Origin of the sequence: Neobacillus sp. NPDC093127, from assembly GCF_044754175.1 — a bacterium.
GTDB lineage: Bacteria > Bacillota > Bacilli > Bacillales > Cytobacillaceae > Neobacillus.
In genome coordinates this window covers 49963-73896 of sequence record NZ_JBIVOP010000025.1, presented here as the reverse complement: position 1 = coordinate 73896, position 23934 = coordinate 49963, and the positions used below count along the sequence as shown (strand labels likewise).

Below are 23934 nucleotides of genomic sequence, written 5' to 3'. Positions count from 1 at the left end.
TTAGTCAGTGGAGTCTTGGTGAAAGGGAAATATGAAGAAACACCAGTCGGGACTCCGCAAGGAGGAAACCTTAGCCCACTATTGAGTAATATTATTGCCGAACAGTGTCAGGCACTTCAACGAGCTACTTTATTTGATTTTCCTTTTTTAATATATCCTTTACAACATCCTCAATGGTTACATTACCAAGTGACTTTTCCATTGCAAGCTGGGCTTCAGAAAAGAGCGGGCTAATGGTATCTTGAATATTTTTTCCCACAAGACAAGCGGGATTCGGATTTTCGTGTATGCCAAAAAGTTCTTTTTCCGGAACTACATTAACAGCCTTATAGACATCAAGCAGAGTAATCTCCGATAAGTCCCTCGCTAGTTCCGCCCCAGCAATCCCTGGTCTTACGTTCACCAATCCAGCATTTTTGAGCATGCCTGTAATCTTTCTTATCACAACTGGATTTGTATTTACACTTTTTGCAATATAATCTGAGGAACTCACGCCACCCTTGTTAATCTCCAAAAGCGAAAGTATATGAATTCCGACAGCGAAACGGCTACTGATGGACAATGAATCCACCTTCCTTTCACTTGAAATATCTCTATTATTATAAACGATTGATGACAAATATGTACAAGCATGTATAGCTTCTAATATAAATTGTTAAATTAATGTTGGTTGAAAATTAATCACCAAGTTTATTGACAAATATCCTAGTTGTAACTTATATTATTACATGTAATCAAATTAGTTACAAATATAAATATTTACGATAAATGGAGGAGTTCAATATGAAAGTAGCAATTATTGGTGCAAGCGGGAAAGCTGGAAGCCTAATTCTTAAGGAAGCTGTTGAAAGAGGTCATGAAGTAACAGCGATTGTTCGTAACGCAGCGAAACTTCAAAATCAACAAATTAACGTATTGGAAAAAGATGTGTTTGACTTAAAAGCAGAAGATGTGAAAGCATTCGATGTGGTCGTAAATGCCTTTGGTGCAGCACCTGGCCAAGAGCATCTTCATGTGGATGCTGGCAGAGTATTAATTGAGGCAATGAAAGAAGCACCTCAAACTAGATTAATTGTTGTTGGTGGGGCAGGCAGCTTGTTTGCGGATGATGCCAAAACAATTCGTGTCATGGATACCCCGGATTTTCCAAAAGAATATTATCCAACTGCATTAAATCAAGGTAAAAATCTAGAGGATCTCCAAAAAACGACTGATATTAAATGGACTTTTATCAGCCCAGCTGCATTCTTTAATCCTGAAGGAAAAAGAACTGGTGCCTATCAAAAAGGGAAAGATCAAATCATGGTCAATGCCCAAGGCCAAAGCTATGTAAGCTATGCAGATTTTGCCATCGCTGTCGTTGATGAAATCGAAAATCCACAGCACCTAAATGAGCGATTTACGCTAGTTTCTGAAGCCGAATAATAGACAATAAAGATCCAGTTCTTCAACTGGATCTTTTTCAATATTAAGCCTCAACTGGTCACACTTTACCGATGAAATAAAGAACCCGGGGTGCTTGAATTGGTATGACCCGCTGGGAACCAGAACAAAAAGGCAGTTCCTTTAATGATAAAGGAACTGCCTAAATTATTTAATGTGAATGAACACTCTTTTCTTCCATCCAATAGGCTTCCCTGATATTAATCTGTTTACGAATTTTGCGGAGGACATCGATGGTGATTTCTCCCTCTTCGTACAGATTCTGAATTTCATCCCGTTCTGCTTGAAATGCTTTAGAACGCAGCTCTCTTTGCAATTCGGCGTATTGATGGGAATCCACACCTTTTTTCGCTAGCTTAAATTTCATGATCATTTCATTATATTCCCCGATAATGATCAAATAGATATGCTCATTATCTGAATTCATATGTTCCTTTAAATACTGAATGGCGGCTTTAGCCATGTTGACTTTTAGGTGAATAAGCTTTTTCGACTTTTCAAGGCGATTTTTAAGCCGTTCTTCATTTTTCGGCACAAATAGCCGTAAAAGCCTGTACATACCTCTTTTAATTAACGTCCATATAAACAATCCTCTATAGTGCATCCGGTTTGTAACAGCGAGCCTCATTCGTTGGATATGTTCTTCCGTTAAATACGTAATTTCTCGGTCAATCTTTCCGGCACTTTCCAATTTTTCAACGTAATTGGCTTCAGCGTCAAGAGCCTTCATCCGAATTTCCGTTTCTATTAGCTTTAGCTTCTGGGAGGTTTCATTATTTACATTGTTAAGGCGATTGCGGATTTGATTATATTCCGCGATAATCGACACTGCGGATTCGCGGTTGTCATCATTCTTCAATTCCCGAATCGAATGAATAGCAGCATCAACTGTTCGGAGCCTAGCCAATCTCTCCATTTTCTCTTTTAAATCTTCCGTATTTCCTTTTTCTGTCTTTGCGAGGATTGGCAGGAAAATGCTCGCTACAATTAGCGTGACCAATATAACCCCGGCAGCAATAAAGATAATTAATGCGCGGTCAGGAAATGGGCTGCCATCCGCAAGAACATATGGAATGGTAAAGGCACCGGCTAGTGTGACAGCCCCTCTTACACCAGAAATAGTAATCATGCCAATGGCTTTCTTAGAAGGCATTTGGAGATGCTTTTTGAACAGCCTTCCAAACTGCCACGCAGCAGAAATCCATAGGAAGCGAAGAAGTAATAGTGCAGCAGTGATGATAATAATATATTTGCTTACTTCCCAATTATTAAACAGCGGATTTTTAAAAATTTCATTTGTGACGCTTGGAACTTGCAAGCCTAAGAGTACAAATACTAAACCATTTAAAATGTAAATCAGTACCGTCCATGTACTTTGAGAAACCACTTGCAGCTGCAAAGCAGGTGATCGATCTAGATCAAGGTATATCGTATGGACAATACCGGCAGCGACGACTGATAAAATGCCGGAGAGATGAAAATGCTCAATAATGTAAAAGATTACAAAGGGAGTTAGGAGCTGAATGAGCATGTGAATCGTTACGTCCTCCATGCCCAGCCGGCGAATAAAAATTTTTAATCGAATAATTAGAAAGGCAAGAATGGCACCACCTGCCAAACCACCAATGGCTATGACTAAAAAGCTCCAGCTTGCCTCTGCTAATGAAAAAACGCCAGTCACGGTTGCGGCTACGGCAAATTTGAACGCAACTAAGCCAGAGGCATCGTTCATCAACCCTTCCCCTTCAAGTAGATGCATAATCGTTTTCGGGATCTTCACCCTGCTTGAAATGGCTCCCACGGCTACGACATCCGTTGGAGAAAGAATGGCTGCCAATGCAAAAGCTGCAGGCAATGGGATTGACGGAATAAGCCAGTTGATTAAGTATCCGATGGCGAATACGGTGACAAACACAAGTCCAAGTGCAAGCAATAAAATTGGTTTTCGCAATTTCCATAATGCATGTCTTGAAACATTTTTTCCATCATGGAACAGCAAGGGGGCAATAAACAGAACGAAGAACAATTCAGGTTCCATGGGGATATGAATGCCTAGCGGGAGCGAAGCAAGCAAAACTCCGAGTGCAATTTGAATAAGCGGCACCGGTATGTACGGTAAAAAATGATTGATGAAGCTAGACAACCCGATGATGACGAGAAGTAATAGTATAAGCAGAAAAAATTCCATGGCGTGTCTCCTCTCTTATGTATATTGTGCAATAAACGAATTTTTCAACGCTTATTATAGTGTAATTTTACTTTTTAATAATTTCAAATGCTGGGACCTTTGGTGGAGGGATTTTTTCTATTAATAATACAAGGATAGTAAAAAGGGTGTCAGGCACCATTAGTATTACGAAGGTAGTAGAAATTTGCATCGGGGTCTTATTGTTGACAAGTTGGGGGGGATTTACTATTATTTATTTAGACGTCTAAATACTTTCTGCGTAGTGTAAATAAAAATAATCAAGGGAATTTTCTTATATAAGGAACGAAGTAAAGGAGTTGTGTTGAAATGGAAAGGTTAATGAATAAAGTAGCAATTATTACAGGCGGTGCTTCTGGAATCGGGGAAAGCATGGTAGACCTTTTTAGCAAAGAAGGAGCCATTGTCATAGCAGCTGATATTAATGAAGCAGCACTTGAAAGAGCAAGCCAGAAGGAAAATGTGTATGGAATGAAACTAAATGTTGCTTCCGAAGAGGATTGGCAGCAAATGTTAAAGGAAATCAAGAAACGTTTTGGAAGTATTGATATTCTCGTTAACAATGCAGGTATTTCCTCTGAAAAATCTGTGGAAGAGATCCACATTGATGATTGGCAAAAAATGATGACAATCAATGGGTTTGGACCATTTCTTGGCATGAAGCATGTTGTTCCTTACATGAAAGAACAACAAAAAGGGTCAATTGTAAATATCTCCTCCTATACGGCACAAATCGGAATGGGCTTTAACCATTATTCAGCATCCAAAGGTGCTGTCCGGGCGATTTCTAAAGCGGCAGCAACACAATATGGCCGATTCGGAATTCGGGTCAATACCCTATTCCCAGGAACGATTGAAACCCCGATGACGAAAAACTTAGAGTCATCAAAAGAAATCTTGGAACACCTAGTTGCGATGACACCACTGCAGCGACTTGGCAAACCGGAAGATGTAGCAAATGCCGCACTTTTCTTAGCGAGTGATGAATCATCCTATATCGCTGGAGCGGAATTGGTTGTTGATGGCGGTTATTCTGCTCAATAATTGACATATGATTATCTAAAGGTCCCTTTTCAAAAAAGGGGCCTTTCCTATATAGTTAGAAGAGTAAATTTATATGAAAGCAGGGGTATCATGGAAAATCCATCAATTTTTGACCTCATCCATATGATGGATAAGGTAAACAATCGATTGATTATCGAGTGGAATAAAATGTTCAATGAAAATATCGGAATCTCACATATATTAGTTTTAAGTCATTTGAAGCATCATGGTAAAAGCAGGCCATCAGATATAGCGAAAGCCTTAGGTTTAGCCCCGCCATCAATTACACATTTAAGTGAAAAATTGATACAAAAAGGACTTGCTGTTCGAGTGGCTGATGAAGTAGACAAACGAATTCTATATTTAGAAATCAGGAATAAAGGTCTCAACATTTTAACGAAAGCGCAAGAAGAAGGGAAAATGCTGCGCCAACAACTGTTTGAAAAATTAACAACTGAAGAACAACAACAACTCTTAAGCATCTACACAAAGTTAATATAGAAAAAAATACCAGGCATTATCATTTCCCTGTATAGTGCCAGTTTGTCGGTAAATAAATGGAAATAAGAGGACGGTACTTATTCTTCTAAGAAACATAAGTACCGTCTGGTTTTTCTTACTATTTCATTAAGCTTTCAGCCAATTTATATTCTTTCCACTTGACTGTAATACCGAGACCAATGACCATAATGACAGATGCGAATAGATAAGGATAGTGGATGTTGACGTCAAATAGTATTCCGCCCATTGCTGGCCCAACGATATTTCCTAAGCTCGTATAGGTTGAGTTCATTCCTGCAACAAATCCTTGCTCATTCTTGGCTGCTCTTGATAAAAATGTCGTCAATGCCGGTCGAAGCAAGTCAAATGCTAGGAAGATGAAGCACGTTACCGCCAACACTACCAAAAAGCTAGAGATCATGGTGGACACCACCGCTAATATCGCACCTATAATTAAACATAATTGGATCAGTTTCTTTTCACCAAGTATATCTACTATTTTTCCAAACATAAATACTTGCACAACCACGCCGAATATGGAGCTTATTGTAATAATTGCAGCAATATCCTTTGGCGTGAAGCCGAATTTATGATCAGAAAATAGGCTAAAGACTGTTTCATATGCTGATAAACCGAATGCGAGAACAAATACAATGATAAATGCAATAAAGTAAAGCGGATGAAGTGATCTTTTCAAATCGATTATAAAGTTTGTTTGCTTTGCGTTAGCCGAAATTTCTTCAAGCTGTTCCTTTGTTAGCGGTTCTTTTAAAATAAATATGGATGAAAGGCATGCTAATAAGGCAATGGCTGCAGCAAAGTAAAAGGGCAAGCGAACACCGTATTCAGCAATAAAGCCACCTATACCAGGTCCTATGATAAATCCAGTGCTGATGGCGGCAGAAATATAGCCCATCGCTTTTGCCCTTTCTTGAACGGATGTAATATCTGCAACATATGCAGTAACACCTGGCATAATAAAGGCTGCACTAAATCCCCCTAGAATCCTTGATAGATAAAGGACTGATACATTCGTTCCTAAACCGAAGATAAGTTCTGAAACACCAAAAAGGAATAAGCCGATGATGATGATTTTCTTTCTGCCATAGCGGTCAACCCAACGTCCCGCAAGTGGTGACATCAGTAGTTGTGACACTGCAAATACGGCAACAAGGTAGCCCATCGTACTTCCTGATAATTGCATGATATTCATAAAAGACGGCATAACGGGAATGATTAGTCCAATTCCTAGAAATGCAATGAAAATATTACTTAGAAGAATAATTAATATCATTTTTTGTTCTTTAATTGGTTTCTGCATAATTAACACCTCTTTCTGCCTGAATCAATGATGTGAAATAGTAAGTTATCAAAGTTCACGACTCGTTACATCAATTCTATTTTTGTAGGATGAGCACCTCTTGTTGTTTTTTATTTATTAGTTTATTGAATGACTGTCAGTCATTTTTGAGTTAAACAAAAATATTGGAGTAAATCCAATACTTTGTTTATGGTCTAAACAACGACCTTTTAATAAAATTAAATACCTCAACCTTAAATACTTCTAAGGTATCTTCCTGCCCCTGGCTTATATAAAATCGCTCGGACGCATTTTCAACAAGATTAATAATTGTCTTCGCTGTCCATTTTACATTAATGTCTTCAATTATTTCGTTATGATGAATGGCCTTATTTAAAATATCCTCAAGCCAATTATAATACGGTTGGTAGATTGTTTCCCATTTTTCCATTGAATAATCGATCGCAAGCCCAGAATAACAGAGGATAATAATGTCTTTATACTCATTTGTTATAATAAACGTTTCATTAATCATTATCTCTAGAATGTCCCAAAACGTTTCTTTTTCTTGTATCTTTTCTTTAACACTTTCGAAGGTAATGGTAAGGAGGTTATCAGCAATTGCTGGTATTAAAGCATTTTTTGATGAGAAATATAAATAAAAAGTTCCTTGTGCAATGCCAGCCTTTTTTACGATATCGGAAATGGACGTCTTATCAAGCCCTTTTTCAGAAATGACTTCAATGGCTGCTTGTAAGATTTTATTATATTTTCCGTCGGAGGTTTTTGCCATATAATTTAACCGCCTCTTAAAAAAATGAATGACTATCATTCATAGTATTATATTACTGAAGAAATTTCAACAAAAAATAAAAAATCGTGGTAGAGCTGGTTTTTGGACTCAATCATTTTCTTACATCCCAATTACCCAATGAAAAAGAATCCTGCTTTTCGGTCAAATCTGCTAAGAAGTATTTCTTCATCGTTTTTAGCGCATCCAGCGCATAAATGACAGGATAGGGTCAAGGCTCGCCGTGAATGTCTAAGGTATCAGTATTCCTTCTTCCTTTAAATAGTAAAGAATGATTTAGAATTATGAAAAATGTGATGATATACCTCATCTAATGAAAGCATCTTGAGTTGGGATATGGTTTTAATCGATTCTTTCATCATGGAAGGATGGGTCATCTTTCCAGCGAAAGGTCCTTCAAAAGGCCATGGACCATCTGTTTCGACCATGATTTGCTGAAGTGGAAAGGATTGAACGAGATGTTGAATTTCCTCCTCATACAAAACATCGGGCGTAATAGAAATGTAGTACCCGTTATCTGCCATTCGCTTTATCGTTTTGGAATCACCTTTGAACCAATGGAAATGGGCTTTTGAAAGGGAGTATCTCTCCAAAAGATCACAAACGATCGGTGCATCTTCATAAACAGCATGAAGGACGATAGGTTTTTCTAATTCCTTACTTAGTTTAATAAATGCTTCTAATAGTTCAATGTATTGGCTGCGTTGAAGAGTGGTTAGTTTTTGTTCTTTCCCTAAATAATATGGTAGCCCTACTTCACCAATTGCGACCATGTCATTTTGATGACTCTTTATCCAACTGAAAAGTTCAGCCATATGTTTCTCCGTAGGGGGAGTTTGTTCAGGATGATAGCCGAAGGCTGGCTTCACCTTTGAGTTTATGTTGGCAAGATCTTTATTTTTTTTACTTGATTCTAAATCAAAAGAAACGGATATTAGTGCTTCTAAGGATGAGTCTCTTTCAATAATATCTTTTATTTCTTCATCGTTGTAATGATCCAAATGAATATGTGCATCAATCATTTTTAGCAACGTAATCACTCTCCTGTTTTTGTGGAAAAGGGGCGGAGCGTCGCATAAATGCATCAGTCTATCCCATCTAAAGTTAGATAAATAAATTTACCACTTTAAATTTGTGAAGTATAGCTCTGCTCACACCGCCTTTATTATGTTGGTGTATAAACTCATATTAGGCTGATTTCCATGCCTAGGTTGCGAGTTGAGACTCATGATCGTTTTTTAAGAGAATAGTAAATTTTCCTTTTCCATTCTAAGAACTCGTCTTCTAGAAATAGACTTTCCTCTCTTGGACGTGAAAAAGGAACGTGAAATTCGGCTGTCACCTGAGATGGTTTATTGGATAAAACAATAATTCGGTCAGATAGAAATAATGCTTCTTCAATATTATGTGTCACGAAAAGGATAGTTCTTCGATGTTCTTCCCAAATTGATAATAGCCATTTTTGCATATCAAGTCGTGTTAATTCATCTAAGGCCGAAAAAGGTTCGTCCAAGCAAATGATGGATTGGGGACTTAATAATGCTCGAATAAAGGAAACCCTTTGTTTCATACCACCTGATAATTCATGAGGATAGGCATTTTCATAACCTGTTAACCCAGCGATATCGATCATTTCTAATGCGGCTTCTTTTTCTTTTTTTCCTTGAAGCTCTTGCCCAAGCAATACATTTTCGACAATCGTTCTCCAAGGGAGGAGAGAAGGGGTTTGTGGCATATAGCTAATAAACCCCCGTTTTCCGTTAATGACTTGATGATCTAAGTGAATGGTTCCTTGATCCGGTGAGAGGATGCCTCCGATTAGACTGAAAATGGTACTTTTCCCGCTGCCAGATGGCCCAAGAATCGAAACAAACTCATTCTTATCAACTGTGAATGCGAGATTTTTGATCACTTCATTCTTGTCAAATTGCTTAGAAATATTTGAAACAGTAAGATGACTCACTTTCATTTCGCCCCTTTCAACTGCCACCGAACGAGCCAGCGTTCAATCAGAACGATGATAGAAAAAAATAATAAACTTAATGCCACAATAGCAAATATGGCTACAAACACTCTATCTGTACGGAAGGATGAGGAGGCCAGCGTCATATAAACACCGATACCCTCCTTCGCACCAAGCCATTCAGAAATAACTGCCCCCATGACACTATAAGTAGCGGATATTTTTAAACCTGAAAATAAGGATGGAAGGGCATAGGGAAGCTCTAGCTTCCAAAATAATTGCTTATTTGATGCTCCTGCCATAATCATGTAATGCTTTAACTCATTGGAAGTTTGCTTAAATCCATCTAATGCGGCAACGGTGATGGGAAAAAAGCAAACGAGAGTGATGACGATCATTTTTGGTAATAATCCAAAGCCAAACCATATCACTAAAAGAGGAGCTAGGACGATAATAGGAATGTTTTGTGAGATGATTAGCAACGGATAAATCGATTCCCGAATGAACGGGAGTAAGTGCAATAGAATAGCTGTAAGTAACCCGATTACTAAACCTAATGCAAAGCCGAGTAAGGATAACTTGATCGTTGATAATAAATCTGGGAAAAAGTTAGACCAGCCATCGAAACCCTCGTAAAATATTTTTGTCGGAGTGGGTAAAAGCCAATCCGGAACTCCAGATTTAATCGCAACTGTTTCCCAACCAATGAATAAAAGGAGGAGAACCAATAACGGTCTCCACCCTTTCGCTATGATTTTCATCATTATCTATATTTCTCCGTAAGCTGATCCATGGAGATGCCTGATGGCTGGTACAATACTTTTATTTGGGAGATAACGTTACTGCTGCCCATCTCAATCATGCGATCATTCATTTTCGTGATCACCTGCATTAATTGCTGTAAATCGCCCTCCATTGTGGTTTCAAGAGGATGGACCTCGAATTTTACACCTGACTCTTGAATCACTCGGATTGCTTCATCTACATAAGGAATAACACTTTCGCCATTTTTTGTTTTTGGAATGATTTGAATACTGATCAGTGAATTTGTCATTTCATTTCCCCCTTATTGTGGTAAAAATTTATTTGTAAATGCTTTATTAGCAACAAGCTTTTTCTCAAGAAGTCCATTGTCAAACATCCATGTAGCATAATTTTCCCATACTTTTTGTTTTTGCTCGCCCCATCTTGGTGCATCATCTTGATATTTAGTGGCAAGCCATTCTTGACTTTTTTTAACAAGCTTTGGATCCAGGTCGGGCACTGCCTTAATTAAAATATCGGCAGCATCGGCTGGATGTTTAATTGCAAATTCATACCCTTTGGAAGCAGCTTTTACAAAAGCTTTTACTGTATCTGGGTTTTCTTTTATCATGTTTTCATTCGTTGCGAGCACTGGTGTGTAATAATCGAGCTTATCAGAGTAGTCTGTTAGGTATACCATATTGAGCTTTTCTCCACGTAACTCTGCCTCAACACCAGTCCAGGCATAATAAATCCAAGCGAAATCGATGTCTCGTTTCACTGCTGTAAAGAAATCAGTATCTCCCATATTGACAATCGAAACTTTATTTACATTGGCATTTTCTTTTTTCATTAAGGAAGAAATAACTGATTTTTCAACAGGTGAGCCCCAGCCACCATATGTTTTACCTGCAAAGTCCTTTGGTGAAACAATGTTTTTTGAAGTTGGTGAGGCAAAACCAGATGTATTATGTTGAATAACGGCTGCGATGGAAACAAGTGGAACCCCTTGTATGCGTGCTTGTGTGATCGATTCCTGATAGCTTACGCCAAACTCTGATTTACCTGAAGCGACAAGCTGATCTGCTCCAGCATCACCTGGCATAATGATGTCTACATCTAATCCTTCATCTTTAAAATAGCCTTTTTCTTTTGCCACATATAAACCGGTATGATTTGTGTTTGGTGTCCAATCTAGTACGACAGATACCTTTTTCAGAGATTGTTTGTCTTTCTCTTTCGATTCTGATGCTGAATTCGAATTGCTACAGCCCGCAATCATGAATAATGAACATATTGCGATTAACCACTTCTTCATTCCTATTCCTCCTATGTACATAATAAAAGCGCCCTAGGGGAGAACCCAGGGCGCATATAAGCAAACAATTTTATTTGTTTAAGAATATGTTCCCTCCGCTGGTCTCAACCAGATCAGGTTCTAAGAGTCAGCATCTTAAGGATGCTATCTCAACCGGCAACACCGGTCCCCCTACAATTCTAGCTATTAAATTTTATTCCAAACACATTATAACAGAAACCTTTATTTTGAACAGTGCAAAAAATGGAAATTTGTTAGAAAGGAGTGAAACGAAGAAATTATTATATTAAAAAGCTGGAAATGAAGTCGTTATTAACAATTACGTTGAATATAAGTGCCCCACTTAATATATTATCTTTACCTGTAATAACAAATTGTAATAAGCTAAGAGAAATAGGAATGAAACGATTTAGCTAAAGAAATGAAAAATATAATTTAAGGCTCATCGAGACTTGGTTAAATGATATGGAGGTTTTTATATGGAGCAACTACATAAATTAGATTATGAATCACCAATTGGAGTAATTGAGATAGTGGGGACAGCCGAGGGAGTTTGTTCAATTATGTTCTCTGAGAGGGAGCTAGCAGAAAATAGTAAGCAGGTCGAGACTCCTAAAGTATTAGTGGAGTGTTTTGAACAATTGGATGAATATTTTAAAGGGGTGCGTCAGGAATTTACATTCCCCTACAACTTTGAAGGAACAAACTTTCAAAAAACAGTGTGGAACGCGTTAACGGAAATAGCCTATGCTGAAACGGGATCCTACAAAGATATTGCTGTTTCGATTGGAAATGAAAAGGCCATTAGGGCAGTTGGCAGTGCAAATGGAAAAAACAAGTTAAGTATCGTGATTCCATGTCATCGGATTATTGGTTCAAATGAAATTAACCGGATATGCTGGTGGATTGTGGCGAAAGGAATGGCTGCTTAAACATGAAAAAACGTTCAAAAGTATCTAAGTTAGCAGAAAAAAAGCACGCAGGCTGTAGTTCCTAAGGAAGTACAGCCTGCAGGAGTCCCCTCAGGAGTCTCCCGGTTCCCCTGCCGATTGTGATGAAGATGAGCCTATCTACTAATTTTTTGACAGCCCTATTTACGAGGGGGTTCAATATGAAATGAATTAAGCGTTATCTTTTCTCGTGAATTATAACAATACAATGAACTAATTAATCCTCTTCAGCATATGCTTCTGCTGTCGTATCTCTACACTCCCAGCATTCAGTTCGATTCCGCTCCATAATTGATAATTCCTTTCCACAAGAAATGCAATAATCCACAGGTAATGATTCCCCTTTCTAGTGAAAATGTTTTATAAATATATGATTGCAGATATTAAAATATGCCCATTAAATCTTAAGGTGTGACCTACCTACTGAACTTTAAACAGCCCTGGGTTGTTTGTTCGATAAGCATCTCGTCCCATTGCTCATTAGCGATGCATTGTCCACATTCCGATATCCTTAAAGCCAAATCGCTTATAAATACGGCCTGCTGCAGGATTATCATAAAAAAGACAAAGTGTTTTACCTTCGTCAAGGACATCCTTAAATAACTTTTGCATGATTCCAGTTGCCAGGCCCTTACGGCGATATTCCTTTCGAGTACAGACGCCTACAATCATCGCCGACATCGAATTTTCCGCTGTTGTTGACACACAGGAAGTAATGACATCATTGTCAACAGTATAATAGGTTCTTGCTGTGTTGGATTCCATCGCTTGAACAAGGAGATCGCGTGCATCACTTCTTATTTGAAATTCTTCAATCGAACTGCGGAGTGCAATGATTTTGTCGACATCCTCGATAGTAGCCTTTTTATACTCGACATCTTCCACTCTCAGGCATTCATCAGTAAGACATTCTGCAAAGAAGGTAACTTGTTTCTTACCGAGTATAAGGTCTCCTGTGGCTTCGAATTTCTCTACTATTTCGGACTTCCCGGACAAAGAAACAGGCTGATTGTACTTTTTCATGATAGATATAAAACCACTTGTATCAAATTCTCCTTTGGCATATGGAATAAATGATTGGTGAAATCTTAAAAGAACAGCTTTCATAGTGTTCTGTTCATCAAACTCTGCCCAAATTTCTTGAAAATCTGACGAATATCCGAAGGTTTCTAGATCCCCAATGATAAATAGATTAATAGATGGCTCAGCACTTAAAAAAGCGATCACCTGATGATGATCTTGGTCGGTTAGTTTTCTAATCACGTCCAATTCCCCCTTGCTTTTTAAATAGATTAAATACAAAATACAAAAAATTCAATACCTTTCTTGAAATTTGGAAAGGTGACCGAACCCCAGCGCATAAAAACTTTAACGTAGTGGAGGCTAGGAACCTTTATCCCCTAAATTTAAAAATTATTGACCGAGACAATAAGTTGTTGTATGATAAATTTATTGACTGGGACAATAAATGTACTGAGGGGGATTAGAAAATGAAGAAAATAGGTAAAGTCATCATGATAGTTGTTGGAGTATTTATCGTTCTGGGTGTAATTGGTTCGATGCTTAATGGAGGAGACGAAAAGGAGAACAAAGCATCGAAGGCAGCAGCAACAACAACTAAAACAACGTCTGAAACAAAGAATAAACAGACAACTGAAACGAAACAATCAGAGAAGCCGAAAGCGAAGGCATTTGTGGTCGGTGATTTAGTGAAAACGGGCAAGCTTGGATACAAGGTTTTAAATGTTGAGGCGACCAAGGAAATCAAATCGGATAATCAATTTATTGAATCCGCAAAGACAGAGGGCCAGTTTGTGGTCATTGATCTGGAAGCGTTCAATTATGATAAAAAAGCTAGAATGGTAGATAGCAATATGTTCAAAATTAAGGATGACCGGGGCAGAGAATTTGATCCTACGAATGATTCGAATGTCATGATGGTGGTAAAAGGTTCAATGGATTTTTTCTTGCAAGATATTAATCCTGGGCTATCCAAGAAGGGGAAGTTAGTCTTTGAACTGCCACAGGATGCTGCTAGCTATTCATTAGAAGTTTCAAGTGGATTTGGCTGGGCTGGTGGTGAGTATGAAAAAATCAAATTGAATTAGTATCAGCTTTCAAGGCAGGGAAATAAATTCCCCTGCCTGCTTTCATATTTTGCAAAGAAGAATATTCCCTACATTGTAAAGGTCAACTAAAATAAGGTAAAATAAAGATAAATTGACCAAGACAATAGTCAGGGGGGTGAGCGATTGATTGGCCTCGAATATATTCTCAACATGTATCAAATGCAGCACATAGACTTAGCTGAGAAGCTTGGGATCAAGAAACAAAATATTAATTTGTGGATCAAAGGAAAACAAAACATTCCGAAGAAATATCTGCCCGTATTAGAAGAAATGTTTGAAATAACTGCTGCTTATTTTTCAAAAGAATTAACAGACCTTGATAAGTTGGAAATTCAAAAGGAAAAATTGAAGCGAGATTTAAAACCTGTTGTTGAAAGTCATCGCTTACAGTTTGTATTGGATGAAGAAGCGGACTATTTAGTGGATGTACCTGTATACAATCAAGAAGAAATGAACACCATGGAGCGTTCGATTGAAAAAGCAAAGCTGATCAAACGTTTTAAAGCGGCAATCGAAATTGTAGACGAAAATTCATATATGGATACATTCGCACTATTGGTTGAACTTCTCGAGAAAAAACAGCACGAAGCGATTCTACGGAAAACCATCGAGGCATTAGGACATTATTTGGAAGTGCTTCCAGATTGGATTAATAGTGACCCTGATCAAAAGGAATTTGAATCAGAGATTTTTGAGGTTTTTGATGAACATAATTATTAGGAACACTGGAAGAATACGTCTGCTTTATATTTGTGACACCCTTTTCCAAAACTTATGCCCAGTGAAATTAGAGTGCCAATTGAATCTTAAGGAGATGCTCGTATGAAATTCGGAATGAGAAAGCCAAGCTTGAAGAAAAGAATTTCAGCTAGAACAAGCATAAAAAGACAGATTGTTCACAGAGCAGGGTTGAAAATGCCCAGGGGGTATGGATGGTTGAGAAATCCCAAGAAATATGCGTATAACAAAGTTTATAATCGAACGACATTTGATCTTTTTAAACTGATTAAAAGGCTGTTTAAGTAAGGGTGAAGAAATGGTGAGAGGAATGAGCATAAATCAACCATAATCTCACTGAAAAATGTATAGGGCCTAGGCAGTGACTATTTAATCTAATGGAGGCAAATACCAATGGCAGAAATCAAATTTGAAATAAAAGAAACCGTGGGGACGTTATCACAGTCCCCTAAAGGCTGGAATAAAGAACTGAATCTGATTAGTTGGAATGGAAAAGAGGCAAAATACGATTTGCGCGATTGGGCACCTGAGCATGAGAAAATGGGGAAGGGAGTTACGTTAACCATTGAAGAGTTAAGGTCTTTGAGGGATTTGTTGAATGGGATGAAGTTGTAAATGGAGAATTAAAGAGACAAGGGGACCTTGTCTCTGCAAAGTAGTGCCTGACCCCCTGTGCGCTAAAGCTTTTAAACACTAGGGGTCAGGCTAACTGTCAATCAGTTGGTTGCTTATTATATCCCCTATTCCCGTAAGGCTGCACTTTTTCCAGCCACGGCTTTTTCATTTGCTTTAGTTCCCAACGCCTGTCGTTCACTTCGCTAGCATCCTTCTTTTCCAGGACTTCATAGGTAAATGCGCCTGCCCCTAGTTCCTTCCAATCTTTTTGTAACTGAAAATTGGCGAACATGCCCATATCAAGCTGCCCCTGTAAGGTAAGCCACTTGTTTTTTAAGTTTGGACAGCTATCAATATATATTTTTCCGTTGGTTTTGTTCGTTATTTGGTACACTCCCATGTAGATCTTAACTTGCTTGTATGCCTCTTTTAGCTCCTTACGCCTGTCCTTATCCATAGTTGTCACTCCCTTCGCGGTCAATAAATGTTTATTTAATAGCCCATCTCTTTTAAAATCCTTGCTAAGACACGTAATCGTTCACCTAGTAGTTCGTCATCATCACTAAGAGCTTGGCTGAATAATTTTATATCATCATCAATTTTTTCATTGTCCGTACATATTTCTACTGTCATGGCGTCACCCTGTATACCGACTCGATCGATAATAGGGTTTTCGGTATCATATAGTTTTTCATAACGATATGCCTCACGAAAATGCTGTTGTGTTCTGCAAACGAGAATCGCAAGGTCAATGACACGATGCAGTGGTAATTCCTCAGACTGTCGAGACCATTTTTCCCCTGTGTGTCTCCACACTTTAGCTGAAATATCAACCTTTCCTCGGTCATTCCACTGAGCCAATCCTAATGAAAGACCTTTGGCATCTGTATGATAAGCATTTCTGCCGTCCACATTTTCATAATTATCGGAAACAATAACTGGTTTATGTTTTAAAGTAGTTGGAATCTTCATTATTTAGCTCCTTGTCATATTTACTGATTTAGTAAATTAGTAAATTACTAATCAAAATTTATCACTTTCAAATAAAAATGTCAATTTTCGGAAAGGCTCCACGTCCTAGTTTTTGGAATATTCATCTAATTTTTTTAAAAAGAACTTAGAAACTGAATATAATGAAGATCAAAAAGTATTCAAAGATGCAAATGGAAATGTTTTAACCGATGGGGATTCTGTGTCAGTAATCAAGGATCTAAAAGTGAAAGGCAGCTCATCCGTTTTAAAAGTAGGTACGAAAGTTATAAATATCCGTTTAGTTGATAATTAGTGCCCGCACACTCGTGACTTCAGTCGTGAGTTAGGGCAAAATTTTTTTGAATTAAAAGGTGAATTACAGGACAAGTGTTCGGTTTTCTGGTAAAATATTCTTATCAAATAGATTTCGGAGGTGAACCAAAAATGGCTAGAAAATCAACCAAACAAAAGAATGAAGAATTAGCGAAAGAAGGAAAAGTTCTACGTCATTATGGACTCAAACTCCGAATGAAACCAAATGAAAAACAAAAAGAACAAATCCATCAAACCGTTGGATGTTCACGTTTTACGTTTAACTTCTATCTCGGCGAACGAAAAGAAGTTTATCAACTAACTCATGAAACCTTAAATGTGGGAGAATTTAAAAAATCGTTTAATGTTTTGAAAGAACATTCCATGTTTTCATGGTTAAAAAAGGTGGATAAATTTGCCTTGGAGACTGCTATGGAAGCAGTAGAAGATGCATTTCAACGGTATTTCAAAGGCCAAAATGGATTTCCTAAATTTAAATCGAAGCATAAATCGGAACAATGTTACACCACGAAAGAAACGAATGGAAACATCAAATTAGATATCGGTAAACAAACGATTCAATTGCCTAAATTGGGTCAAGTCAAAGTTCGTCTTTCTAAGAGACATCATCAGTTGTTTAAAAATGGGTTGGACGGAAAAATTAAAACAGCCACAATTAAATATCATAGTAGTGGACAGTATACGGTTTCTTTAAAAATGGAAGAAGTGATCGATTTACATGAAATAGTAGATTTTTCTACTGTTTCGGAAGATAAGATCATTGGTTTAGATTTAGGATTAAACCATTTTTACATCGATTCCAATGGCAAAAAAGTAGACAATCCAAAGTTTTTAAAAACTAAACTAAAGAAATTAGCCAAGTTACAACGACAGTTGAAAAATAAGAAGATTGGCAGCTCCAATTTTAAAAAATTACAACAAAAAATAAGCAAATTACATCTACATATTGCCAACATGAGAAAGGACTTTTTACATAAAGAATCTCGTAAACTAGTGAACGAAAACCAAGTCATAGTTTTGGAAGATTTGAATGTAAAAGGAATGATTAAAAACAAAAGGTTGGCAAGAAGTATTGCCGATGTAAGCTGGTCCAAGTTCAAAACGTTTGTCTCTTATAAAGCTGCTTGGGAAAACAAAAAGGTCATTCTCATTGACCGTTTCTTTGCTTCTTCCAAGCATTGCAATGGTTGTAAAGAGAAAAATACCCTTTTATCTCTTTCTGACAGAGAATGGGTTTGTCCAAAATGTGGGACCACACATGACCGTGATATTAATGCAGCGAAGAACATTAAAGAAGAAGGAATTCGCATTTTACGAACACCTTTATTAGTCATATAGTTTCATCTTTACCGCAGGAACTGCGGGGTGTGCCTGTCAGTATCGAAGATACTGTTTGTCGAGCTTTTGGACAATGGAGAGAGTGTAAGACGCTTCACAGTGAAGTGCAGTTCTCAATGAAGCAGGAATCCCACTCGCTTGGTAGTCTTTAAAAGGGTTTTAGTGTCCAAAAGGACATTAGAATCCTGCGACTTTAGTCGTGGGAGGTTCAATGCAAAATAGAAGGTTTTGGTGCAATTAAATTAAAATCTGAATTTGTTAAAAAGGTTTAAATGATGTAGTGCATGAGCGGTGCCTGATCCCCAATGCAATAAAGTATTAACGCAACGGGGGCAGGCACTTTTTTCAATATAACTTCACGAATTTTTGATGTTCCTGAATAACAAGACGGATAAATTTTTCTTTCTCATCTTCTTTGCTTTTGAGAATCTTTACATTTTCAGGCTTGCTTAAGAAACGTTTAACCTTCCTATTATGCCAAATGATATAATTATATCGATAATCATTATTCATTTGGGAAAACCATTCCTCTCCCATTAACTGATTAATATTTTTTTCAAGTTTAGACTTTGAGGTAGGAATAATCGATTGCAAAAGACTACTAAGTAACTCAACAATAAAATCACTAATCAGCATCACTACTACCCCTTCTCATTACACTTTCCTGGGAGACTGGAAAGGAACATTGTATTGTGTTAAAGAAGTAAAATCTTTGCTGTGGGAACCACAGCATTAAGGCAGGGTTTTAGCTTCTGAATGATAATCCATTTTCCTGCAAAGCAGATCTAAGTTTAGGTAACGAAGCAGGTCCCAAGCCATGAAATTGCAAAATATCTTTTTCGCTATATTTTGATAGCTTCTGTAAAGAAGTGATTCCATTGTTTTCTAATGCTCGTCTTGCTGGTGCCGAGAGTAATGAAAGAAATCCATGATTTGGTTTGCGCTCTTGCTCACAAGATGGACAGGTTGGACAATCGCTGCTTTTATAATAGTTGTGTCCATTGTTGCAAGTTCTTAAATCTTTTTCCGAAGTTGCCATTGAAATATCCCCTTTTCTTAAGAAATTGGCAAATACTTAATTTACGGCTCTCCATAACTTATCTCAGCCTTTTTAAGGTTACAATTCCTTTTTTCGCAAAGTTTCGTTAAGTGAATGGAGTTCAGTCTCGATGTCTGCTAATTGTTTTTCTAGAGGAGATAGATTCCCTTTTACATTTTCCAATTTTTCTAAGTCATTCTGCAAGCGAACATATTCATATTTCAATTCGCGAATTTTATATTCAATTTCTTTTTTCTCCATCTTCATTCTCCCTCGTCACTTTTGTAAGTTAAAATGATTATAACATTTAAAATAACGAGCAAAAACACTACACTTAGGGTCAGTTTTGACTTATGTAAAATTTTTCAATAGTATCATTAACAATTCCATGTATTTATAGGAGAGATAAAAATGAAAATTTATGTTGATGCAGATGCTTGTCCGGTAAAAGATATTATTATCTCAGAAGGAACGAATGCGGCAATTCCTGTCATCCTTGTTACGAGCTTTTCACATTTTTCCAGTGCTGAACAACCGTCAGGAGTGGAAACCATTTATGTTGATTCTGGTGCAGACGCTGCGGATTATCGGATTATGAAGTTAGCAATAAGAGGAGATATCATTGTTACGCAAGATTATGGACTTGCTTCGCTAGGTTTAGCAAAAGGGTGCAGGGTCCTCCATCATAAAGGCTTTACCTATACAAATGAAAACATTGATCAATTATTACAAACACGTTATTTAAGTGCCATGGCTCGAAAAAGCGGGAAGCGTACAAAGGGGCCAAAGCCTTTTACATCAGAAGATAGGGAGCAATTTAGGGAGCTTTTTAAAAAAGCCATTTCTCACTAAACATAATACGATGTGAAAAATTAGAGGAACAGATGGGCTATAACCAAAGGTGGCCTAGCCCCATGGATTCCTATTTAAAAATATAACTTATTACCTCTATTGCTTGCTCAACCGTTTCTACAGTTACATTTGCTTTATTAGAAAGTTCTTTTAACGGATGAATTAACGATTTCGGCCTTATGATAATAGTGGGTTTATTCATTGCGATTGCTGTGCTGGTGTCCATTGCAGTATTCCATTGTTTATACTTCTCGCCAAATAAGGCGATAACTATATCTGATTTCTGCATTAATACCTGTGTTCTGAAATTGTTTATATCGGAAGCTGCATCATCCTTATATAGATTTCCAGGCTGTGTTCCCAGAATTTCTTCGCCGATGTTGTCTGAACGTTCGTGGTTTGTTTGAGGTGCGACAAATACTAACGGCAGATTTTTTTCCTTTGCCTTTTTCTCCACTTCGTCTCGCCAATTATCATGAATCTGTCCAGCCAAATAAACGGTTAACTCCATCATAACCCCTCCAATATTTATTTGTTCTACCCCTATACTAATAAAATTATTAAAATTTTCAAAGGAATTGTACTTTTACATAGGGTTAAACTTGGAACCTCGTCGAATATGAAACCCATGATTATTTTTAACGTAATGACGATTTCGATGTTCTTAAGTATAATTCAAATATAAGGACTATTCTGGAGGTGAATATAGGGTGAAAAAAATAACAGTCGAAAACGTAGTTCGGAAGTTTTCATTGAAAGTAGTGGCCGGTAAAAGTCAACTGCAGAAAATAATAACGCAATCACGGGTACATCGTCCGGGCCTAGAATTTGTTGGCCATTTTGATTTTTTTCCGACAGAACGAGTTCAAATTTTAGGAAAAAAGGAAATTACCTATTTACATAAGTTAAGTCATGAGGAACGGAAAATACGAATCGGAAATATCGTCCATTATCATCCGCCATGTTTTATCGTAACGGCTGGGGAAGAAGGACTTACCTATTTAACTCACCATTGTGTAGAACAGGGTATCCCTTTGTTAGTAACAAGCAAGCCTGAGTCCACTTCAGATTTTATCACAAAATTGGATGCGTATTTGGTGAAGGAATTAGCACCAGAAATTGCTGTCCATGGAGTTTGTATGAATGTGTCCGGCATAGGGATCCTGCTTCGCGGTCATTCAGGGGTAGGGAAAAGCGAGACGGCTCATACGTTAATTCGCCGCGGACACCGGCTGGTAGCTGATGATATTGTTGTCCTAAAGAAGCTCAGCCCGCAAACCATTCTTGGTACGCATGATGGAAAAACAAAGGAGTTTTTGGCTCTTCGCAGTATTGGGCTGTTGAATGTGGTTCGCTTGTATGGTCGTAAGGCTTTTCAAGATGAATCACGAATTGCATTAGATATTAATTTGACGAAATGGGAAAAAGATGCCTTGTATAATGATTTGGATCAGGAACTTCAATATATCGAATATATGGGTGTTAAGATTCCATCCATGGAAATCCAACTCCAGCCAGGTCGTGATGTGGCGGGGTTAATTGAGGCAGCTGCTAATAACTGGTATTTGAAGCAGCAAGGATACAGTGCAGCAGAAGAGTTCATGAGCAGGATTGAGGCCGATATTACAAATTCCGGTACGGAATAACGATTAATGAAATTAGCTAGACTTACTAATTTAGAGTTCTCCTATTCTAACCGTAAGCGGGGTAAAAGCCCAATCCCCCATTTTAATCACAGGGAGATTGGGCTTTTTTAGTTAATTCGCGGGTACGGGCTTTTTCAAGATTCCCATTAATACGGCAGAAACAATCGCTCCAATTACAACTGCCAGCAGATACAGAAACCAATTGCCATCAACGAGGGGAATAACGAATACTCCTCCGTGCGGGGCACGAAGTCCAATACTAAACATCATCGATAACGCGCCGGTAACTGCTGAACCAGCCATAATAGAAGGGATCACTCGCAGTGGATCCGCTGCAGCAAATGGAATCGCTCCTTCTGTGATAAACGATAATCCCATAATATAGTTTACTTTTCCTGCTTCACGATCTTGTTGGCTAAACTTTTTCTTGAATAAGGTAGTTGCGATGGCAATTCCTAATGGAGGAACCATTCCAGCTGCCATGATTGCAGCCATTGGTTCGTAGACCCCATTTGCTAATAGACCAGTACCAAACACATAAGCAGCCTTGTTTACAGGGCCACCCATGTCAAAAGCCATCATTAGCCCTAAAATAATTCCTAGTAAAATAGCATTGCCAGTTCCTAGACCTGATAACCACTCAGAAATGGCTGTATTTAACGCGCCAACTGGCTTATTTATGACAAATAACATAATAAAACCGGTTAATGCAATTCCTAATAAAGGATAGATTAAGATCGTTTTAATTCCTTCAAGCGAAGATGGCAAACTAGCAAACAACTTTTTCAAGCCAACTACTAAATAACCTGCTAAGAAGCCTGCCACAAGTCCACCTAAGAAACCTGCTCCGCCGCTTGACGCCAACATCCCTCCGACCATACCTGCAGCGAAACCTGGGCGGTCAGCAATACTCATGGCGATAAATCCTGCTAATACTGGAACCATTAATCCGAACGCATTTCCGCCGCCAATCGTCATTAACGCTTCAGCAATCGGATGAAAGCTTGGATCATCGGGATTAGAGGCATTGAAGCCAAACATGAAACTGATTGCAATTAAGATACCCCCGCCGACAACGAAAGGAAGCATGTTAGAAACACCGCTCATTAAGTGCTTATAAATGGTTGCTCCGATGCCCCTTCCTGATTGTTGACTTTCTTGACTAGACTTCCCACTTCCACGGTACACGGGAGCATCTAGCTTTAATGCTCTCTCAATTAATTGCTGTGGTTTGCGGATTCCGTCTGCAACGGCTGCCTCAATGACATGTTTTCCATTAAAACGGTTCATTTCAACATTCGTATCCGCTGCAACAATGACTGCGACAGCGTTTTCAATTTCTTCTGCCGTGAGGACATTTTTGGCACCGCCCGACCCGTTTGTCTCAACCTTAATATCAACACCCATTTCTGCTGCTTTTGCTTTTAATGCGTCTGCAGACATATACGTATGGGCGATCCCCGTTGGGCAAGCGGTTACGGCGACAATAAATTGTTTCTTTCCAGCCATTGACTGCTCAACTGGTTGTTCGTCTATGTCATGACGGTCAATGATACTTAGGACATCATTGGCTGATTTAGCTGCTAAAAGCTGGTTACGTACATCGTCCTTCATTAAAATAGAAGAGAGGCGAGCAAGTGCTTCTAAATGTGTATTGTTTGCTCCTTCTGTAGCTGCAATCATAAAGAAAAGATGAGCAGGTTGACCGTCGAGCGACTCAAAGTTTACGCCGCCGGTCGACCTCCCAAAAGCAATTGCCGCCTGCTTGACCGCGGTTGTTTTTGCATGGGGAATCGCAATTCCATCTCCAATCCCCGTTGTACTTTGTGCTTCTCTTTTAAAAATCTCCTTTTTAAAATCGAACCTGTTTGTTAGTTTGCCGGCGGCGTCTAATACATGTACTAACTCTTCAATGGCATCTGATTTTTGAACACCTTTTAATGAAAGATTAATCGTGTCCTTGGTCAATAGCTCCGTTATTCTCATCTTCAT

General features: G+C 38.2%; 27 protein-coding genes, 3 pseudogenes and 1 riboswitch. Of the genes and pseudogenes, 13 read left to right on the top strand and 17 right to left on the bottom strand.

Annotated features, from left to right (window positions below):
* Nucleotides 1-124: 124 nt before the first annotated feature.
* Entirely contained in the window at nt 125-562 is a 438-nt protein-coding gene (locus tag ACIQCO_RS24385; protein ID WP_400433965.1) for an Rrf2 family transcriptional regulator, read from the bottom strand.
* Between the two features lie 221 nt (nt 563-783).
* On the opposite strand from ACIQCO_RS24385, the gene ACIQCO_RS24380 reads away from it, so the two are divergent.
* Entirely contained in the window at nt 784-1425 is a 642-nt protein-coding gene (locus ACIQCO_RS24380) for an NAD(P)-dependent oxidoreductase (protein WP_400433962.1), read from the top strand.
* A 169-nt stretch (nt 1426-1594) separates the two neighbouring features.
* Here ACIQCO_RS24380 and ACIQCO_RS24375 read toward each other — a convergent pair whose 3' ends face one another.
* On the bottom strand, nt 1595-3631 hold the full coding sequence (locus tag ACIQCO_RS24375) for a Na+/H+ antiporter (protein ID WP_400433959.1): 2037 nt from the start codon (nt 3629-3631) through the stop codon (nt 1595-1597).
* Nucleotides 3632-3958: 327 nt separating this feature from the next.
* On the opposite strand from ACIQCO_RS24375, the gene ACIQCO_RS24370 reads away from it, so the two are divergent.
* Both ACIQCO_RS24370 and ACIQCO_RS24365 read left to right on the top strand, forming a co-directional pair.
* Nucleotides 3959-4693 (top strand): SDR family NAD(P)-dependent oxidoreductase, encoded by a 735-nt coding sequence (locus tag ACIQCO_RS24370; RefSeq protein ID WP_400433956.1) that lies wholly within the window; start codon nt 3959-3961, stop codon nt 4691-4693.
* A 90-nt stretch (nt 4694-4783) separates the two neighbouring features.
* On the top strand, nt 4784-5194 hold the full coding sequence (locus ACIQCO_RS24365; protein ID WP_400433953.1) for a MarR family winged helix-turn-helix transcriptional regulator: 411 nt from the start codon (nt 4784-4786) through the stop codon (nt 5192-5194).
* Nucleotides 5195-5312: 118 nt separating this feature from the next.
* On the opposite strand, the gene ACIQCO_RS24360 is transcribed toward ACIQCO_RS24365, so the two are convergent.
* From ACIQCO_RS24360 to ACIQCO_RS24330, 7 genes are all read right to left on the bottom strand, one after another.
* Nucleotides 5313-6515, bottom strand: coding sequence for an MFS transporter (locus ACIQCO_RS24360; RefSeq protein WP_400433950.1), 1203 nt, complete (start codon nt 6513-6515; stop codon nt 5313-5315).
* A 187-nt stretch (nt 6516-6702) separates the two neighbouring features.
* Nucleotides 6703-7287: a TetR/AcrR family transcriptional regulator gene (locus tag ACIQCO_RS24355; RefSeq protein ID WP_400433947.1), complete on the bottom strand. Its 585-nt coding sequence runs from the start codon at nt 7285-7287 to the stop codon at nt 6703-6705.
* A 275-nt stretch (nt 7288-7562) separates the two neighbouring features.
* The gene (locus ACIQCO_RS24350; RefSeq protein WP_400433973.1) at nt 7563-8327 is read right to left on the bottom strand and encodes a TatD family hydrolase; all 765 of its coding nucleotides are present in this window, start codon (nt 8325-8327) and stop codon (nt 7563-7565) included.
* A 203-nt stretch (nt 8328-8530) separates the two neighbouring features.
* Nucleotides 8531-9268, bottom strand: coding sequence for an ABC transporter ATP-binding protein (locus tag ACIQCO_RS24345; RefSeq protein ID WP_400433944.1), 738 nt, complete (start codon nt 9266-9268; stop codon nt 8531-8533).
* A gap of 2 nt (nt 9269-9270) precedes the next feature.
* Nucleotides 9271-10032, bottom strand: a complete 762-nt coding sequence (locus ACIQCO_RS24340; RefSeq protein WP_400433941.1) for an ABC transporter permease — start codon at nt 10030-10032, stop codon at nt 9271-9273.
* Nucleotides 10032-10322: a thiamine-binding protein gene (locus ACIQCO_RS24335; protein WP_400433938.1), complete on the bottom strand. Its 291-nt coding sequence runs from the start codon at nt 10320-10322 to the stop codon at nt 10032-10034. The genes ACIQCO_RS24340 and ACIQCO_RS24335 overlap by 1 nt, the downstream gene beginning before the upstream one ends.
* Nucleotides 10323-10334: 12 nt before the next feature.
* Complete coding sequence (locus ACIQCO_RS24330) at nt 10335-11330, bottom strand: ABC transporter substrate-binding protein (RefSeq protein ID WP_400433935.1); 996 nt, start codon at nt 11328-11330, stop codon at nt 10335-10337.
* 73 nt (nt 11331-11403) lie between these two features.
* Nucleotides 11404-11513, bottom strand: a riboswitch (TPP riboswitch).
* 296 nt (nt 11514-11809) lie between these two features.
* Between ACIQCO_RS24330 and ACIQCO_RS24325 the strand changes: the two are divergent.
* Nucleotides 11810-12290, top strand: a pseudogene (locus ACIQCO_RS24325) (methylated-DNA--[protein]-cysteine S-methyltransferase).
* Nucleotides 12291-12760: 470 nt separating this feature from the next.
* Here ACIQCO_RS24325 and ACIQCO_RS24320 read toward each other — a convergent pair.
* Nucleotides 12761-13543, bottom strand: a complete 783-nt coding sequence (locus ACIQCO_RS24320; protein WP_400433933.1) for a GNAT family N-acetyltransferase — start codon at nt 13541-13543, stop codon at nt 12761-12763.
* Nucleotides 13544-13770: 227 nt separating this feature from the next.
* On the opposite strand from ACIQCO_RS24320, the gene ACIQCO_RS24315 reads away from it, so the two are divergent.
* The 4 genes from ACIQCO_RS24315 (at nt 13771) to ACIQCO_RS24300 (ending at nt 15762) form a co-directional block, all read left to right on the top strand.
* Entirely contained in the window at nt 13771-14388 is a 618-nt protein-coding gene (locus ACIQCO_RS24315) for a DUF4352 domain-containing protein (RefSeq protein ID WP_400433930.1), read from the top strand.
* Between the two features lie 144 nt (nt 14389-14532).
* Complete coding sequence (locus ACIQCO_RS24310) at nt 14533-15129, top strand: helix-turn-helix domain-containing protein (protein ID WP_400433927.1); 597 nt, start codon at nt 14533-14535, stop codon at nt 15127-15129.
* Between the two features lie 102 nt (nt 15130-15231).
* Nucleotides 15232-15435 (top strand): hypothetical protein, encoded by a 204-nt coding sequence (locus tag ACIQCO_RS24305; protein ID WP_400433924.1) that lies wholly within the window; start codon nt 15232-15234, stop codon nt 15433-15435.
* 105 nt (nt 15436-15540) lie between these two features.
* Nucleotides 15541-15762, top strand: a complete 222-nt coding sequence (locus tag ACIQCO_RS24300; protein WP_024027317.1) for a YdbC family protein — start codon at nt 15541-15543, stop codon at nt 15760-15762.
* A 97-nt stretch (nt 15763-15859) separates the two neighbouring features.
* On the opposite strand, the gene ACIQCO_RS24295 is transcribed toward ACIQCO_RS24300, so the two are convergent.
* Both ACIQCO_RS24295 and ACIQCO_RS24290 read right to left on the bottom strand, forming a co-directional pair.
* The gene (locus ACIQCO_RS24295; RefSeq protein ID WP_400433921.1) at nt 15860-16219 is read right to left on the bottom strand and encodes a GIY-YIG nuclease family protein; all 360 of its coding nucleotides are present in this window, start codon (nt 16217-16219) and stop codon (nt 15860-15862) included.
* Between the two features lie 35 nt (nt 16220-16254).
* Complete coding sequence (locus ACIQCO_RS24290) at nt 16255-16734, bottom strand: DUF6530 family protein (RefSeq protein ID WP_400433918.1); 480 nt, start codon at nt 16732-16734, stop codon at nt 16255-16257.
* 148 nt (nt 16735-16882) lie between these two features.
* Here ACIQCO_RS24290 and ACIQCO_RS24285 point away from each other — a divergent pair.
* The 3 genes and pseudogenes from ACIQCO_RS24285 to ACIQCO_RS24275 form a co-directional block, all read left to right on the top strand.
* A pseudogene (locus tag ACIQCO_RS24285) lies at nt 16883-17041 on the top strand (PhnA domain-containing protein); the annotation flags it as partial.
* Nucleotides 17042-17178: 137 nt separating this feature from the next.
* The gene (locus tag ACIQCO_RS24280) at nt 17179-18405 is read left to right on the top strand and encodes an RNA-guided endonuclease TnpB family protein (protein WP_400433915.1); all 1227 of its coding nucleotides are present in this window, start codon (nt 17179-17181) and stop codon (nt 18403-18405) included.
* 209 nt (nt 18406-18614) lie between these two features.
* Nucleotides 18615-18677, top strand: a pseudogene (locus ACIQCO_RS24275) (PhnA domain-containing protein); the annotation flags it as partial.
* A gap of 73 nt (nt 18678-18750) precedes the next feature.
* On the opposite strand, the gene ACIQCO_RS24270 reads toward ACIQCO_RS24275, so the two are convergent.
* From ACIQCO_RS24270 to ACIQCO_RS24260, 3 genes are all read right to left on the bottom strand, one after another.
* Nucleotides 18751-19041 carry a hypothetical protein gene (locus ACIQCO_RS24270; protein WP_400433912.1) on the bottom strand — a complete coding sequence of 97 codons (291 nt, stop codon included), beginning with the start codon at nt 19039-19041 and terminating at the stop codon, nt 18751-18753.
* A 109-nt stretch (nt 19042-19150) separates the two neighbouring features.
* Nucleotides 19151-19444 (bottom strand): RNA polymerase alpha subunit C-terminal domain-containing protein, encoded by a 294-nt coding sequence (locus ACIQCO_RS24265; RefSeq protein WP_400433910.1) that lies wholly within the window; start codon nt 19442-19444, stop codon nt 19151-19153.
* 78 nt (nt 19445-19522) lie between these two features.
* Nucleotides 19523-19705 carry an SE1832 family protein gene (locus ACIQCO_RS24260; RefSeq protein WP_400433907.1) on the bottom strand — a complete coding sequence of 61 codons (183 nt, stop codon included), beginning with the start codon at nt 19703-19705 and terminating at the stop codon, nt 19523-19525.
* A 150-nt stretch (nt 19706-19855) separates the two neighbouring features.
* Here ACIQCO_RS24260 and ACIQCO_RS24255 point away from each other — a divergent pair, with 150 nt between their 5' ends.
* Nucleotides 19856-20296 carry a YaiI/YqxD family protein gene (locus ACIQCO_RS24255; RefSeq protein WP_400433904.1) on the top strand — a complete coding sequence of 147 codons (441 nt, stop codon included), beginning with the start codon at nt 19856-19858 and terminating at the stop codon, nt 20294-20296.
* Between the two features lie 70 nt (nt 20297-20366).
* Here the strand turns inward: ACIQCO_RS24255 and ACIQCO_RS24250 are convergent, their stop codons facing one another.
* The gene (locus tag ACIQCO_RS24250) at nt 20367-20807 is read right to left on the bottom strand and encodes a YtoQ family protein (protein ID WP_400433901.1); all 441 of its coding nucleotides are present in this window, start codon (nt 20805-20807) and stop codon (nt 20367-20369) included.
* Between the two features lie 199 nt (nt 20808-21006).
* Between ACIQCO_RS24250 and hprK the strand changes: the two genes are divergently transcribed.
* Nucleotides 21007-21942, top strand: coding sequence for an HPr(Ser) kinase/phosphatase (hprK, locus tag ACIQCO_RS24245; RefSeq protein ID WP_400433898.1), 936 nt, complete (start codon nt 21007-21009; stop codon nt 21940-21942).
* A 111-nt stretch (nt 21943-22053) separates the two neighbouring features.
* Here the strand turns inward: hprK and ACIQCO_RS24240 are convergent, their stop codons facing one another.
* The gene (locus tag ACIQCO_RS24240; RefSeq protein WP_400433895.1) at nt 22054-23928 is read right to left on the bottom strand and encodes a PTS fructose transporter subunit IIABC; all 1875 of its coding nucleotides are present in this window, start codon (nt 23926-23928) and stop codon (nt 22054-22056) included.
* Between the last annotated feature and the right edge of the window lie 6 nt (nt 23929-23934).

Coding starts and splice junctions, on each gene's coding strand:
- ACIQCO_RS24260 (WP_400433907.1), bottom strand. CDS start 19,705: ATGGAGAAAAAAGAAATTGAATATAAAATTCGCGAATTGAAATATGAA.
- ACIQCO_RS24290 (WP_400433918.1), bottom strand. CDS start 16,734: ATGAAGATTCCAACTACTTTAAAACATAAACCAGTTATTGTTTCCGAT.
- ACIQCO_RS24350 (WP_400433973.1), bottom strand. CDS start 8,327: ATGATTGATGCACATATTCATTTGGATCATTACAACGATGAAGAAATA.
- ACIQCO_RS24370 (WP_400433956.1), top strand. CDS start 3,959: ATGGAAAGGTTAATGAATAAAGTAGCAATTATTACAGGCGGTGCTTCT.
- ACIQCO_RS24330 (WP_400433935.1), bottom strand. CDS start 11,330: ATGAAGAAGTGGTTAATCGCAATATGTTCATTATTCATGATTGCGGGC.
- ACIQCO_RS24380 (WP_400433962.1), top strand. CDS start 784: ATGAAAGTAGCAATTATTGGTGCAAGCGGGAAAGCTGGAAGCCTAATT.
- ACIQCO_RS24300 (WP_024027317.1), top strand. CDS start 15,541: ATGGCAGAAATCAAATTTGAAATAAAAGAAACCGTGGGGACGTTATCA.
- ACIQCO_RS24335 (WP_400433938.1), bottom strand. CDS start 10,322: ATGACAAATTCACTGATCAGTATTCAAATCATTCCAAAAACAAAAAAT.
- ACIQCO_RS24355 (WP_400433947.1), bottom strand. CDS start 7,287: ATGGCAAAAACCTCCGACGGAAAATATAATAAAATCTTACAAGCAGCC.
- ACIQCO_RS24340 (WP_400433941.1), bottom strand. CDS start 10,032: ATGATGAAAATCATAGCGAAAGGGTGGAGACCGTTATTGGTTCTCCTC.
- ACIQCO_RS24240 (WP_400433895.1), bottom strand. CDS start 23,928: ATGAGAATAACGGAGCTATTGACCAAGGACACGATTAATCTTTCATTA.
- ACIQCO_RS24305 (WP_400433924.1), top strand. CDS start 15,232: ATGAAATTCGGAATGAGAAAGCCAAGCTTGAAGAAAAGAATTTCAGCT.
- ACIQCO_RS24295 (WP_400433921.1), bottom strand. CDS start 16,219: ATGGATAAGGACAGGCGTAAGGAGCTAAAAGAGGCATACAAGCAAGTT.
- ACIQCO_RS24315 (WP_400433930.1), top strand. CDS start 13,771: ATGAAGAAAATAGGTAAAGTCATCATGATAGTTGTTGGAGTATTTATC.
- ACIQCO_RS24250 (WP_400433901.1), bottom strand. CDS start 20,807: ATGGAGTTAACCGTTTATTTGGCTGGACAGATTCATGATAATTGGCGA.
- ACIQCO_RS24375 (WP_400433959.1), bottom strand. CDS start 3,631: ATGGAATTTTTTCTGCTTATACTATTACTTCTCGTCATCATCGGGTTG.
- ACIQCO_RS24255 (WP_400433904.1), top strand. CDS start 19,856: ATGAAAATTTATGTTGATGCAGATGCTTGTCCGGTAAAAGATATTATT.
- ACIQCO_RS24360 (WP_400433950.1), bottom strand. CDS start 6,515: ATGCAGAAACCAATTAAAGAACAAAAAATGATATTAATTATTCTTCTA.
- ACIQCO_RS24280 (WP_400433915.1), top strand. CDS start 17,179: ATGGCTAGAAAATCAACCAAACAAAAGAATGAAGAATTAGCGAAAGAA.
- ACIQCO_RS24270 (WP_400433912.1), bottom strand. CDS start 19,041: ATGCTGATTAGTGATTTTATTGTTGAGTTACTTAGTAGTCTTTTGCAA.
- ACIQCO_RS24265 (WP_400433910.1), bottom strand. CDS start 19,444: ATGGCAACTTCGGAAAAAGATTTAAGAACTTGCAACAATGGACACAAC.
- ACIQCO_RS24365 (WP_400433953.1), top strand. CDS start 4,784: ATGGAAAATCCATCAATTTTTGACCTCATCCATATGATGGATAAGGTA.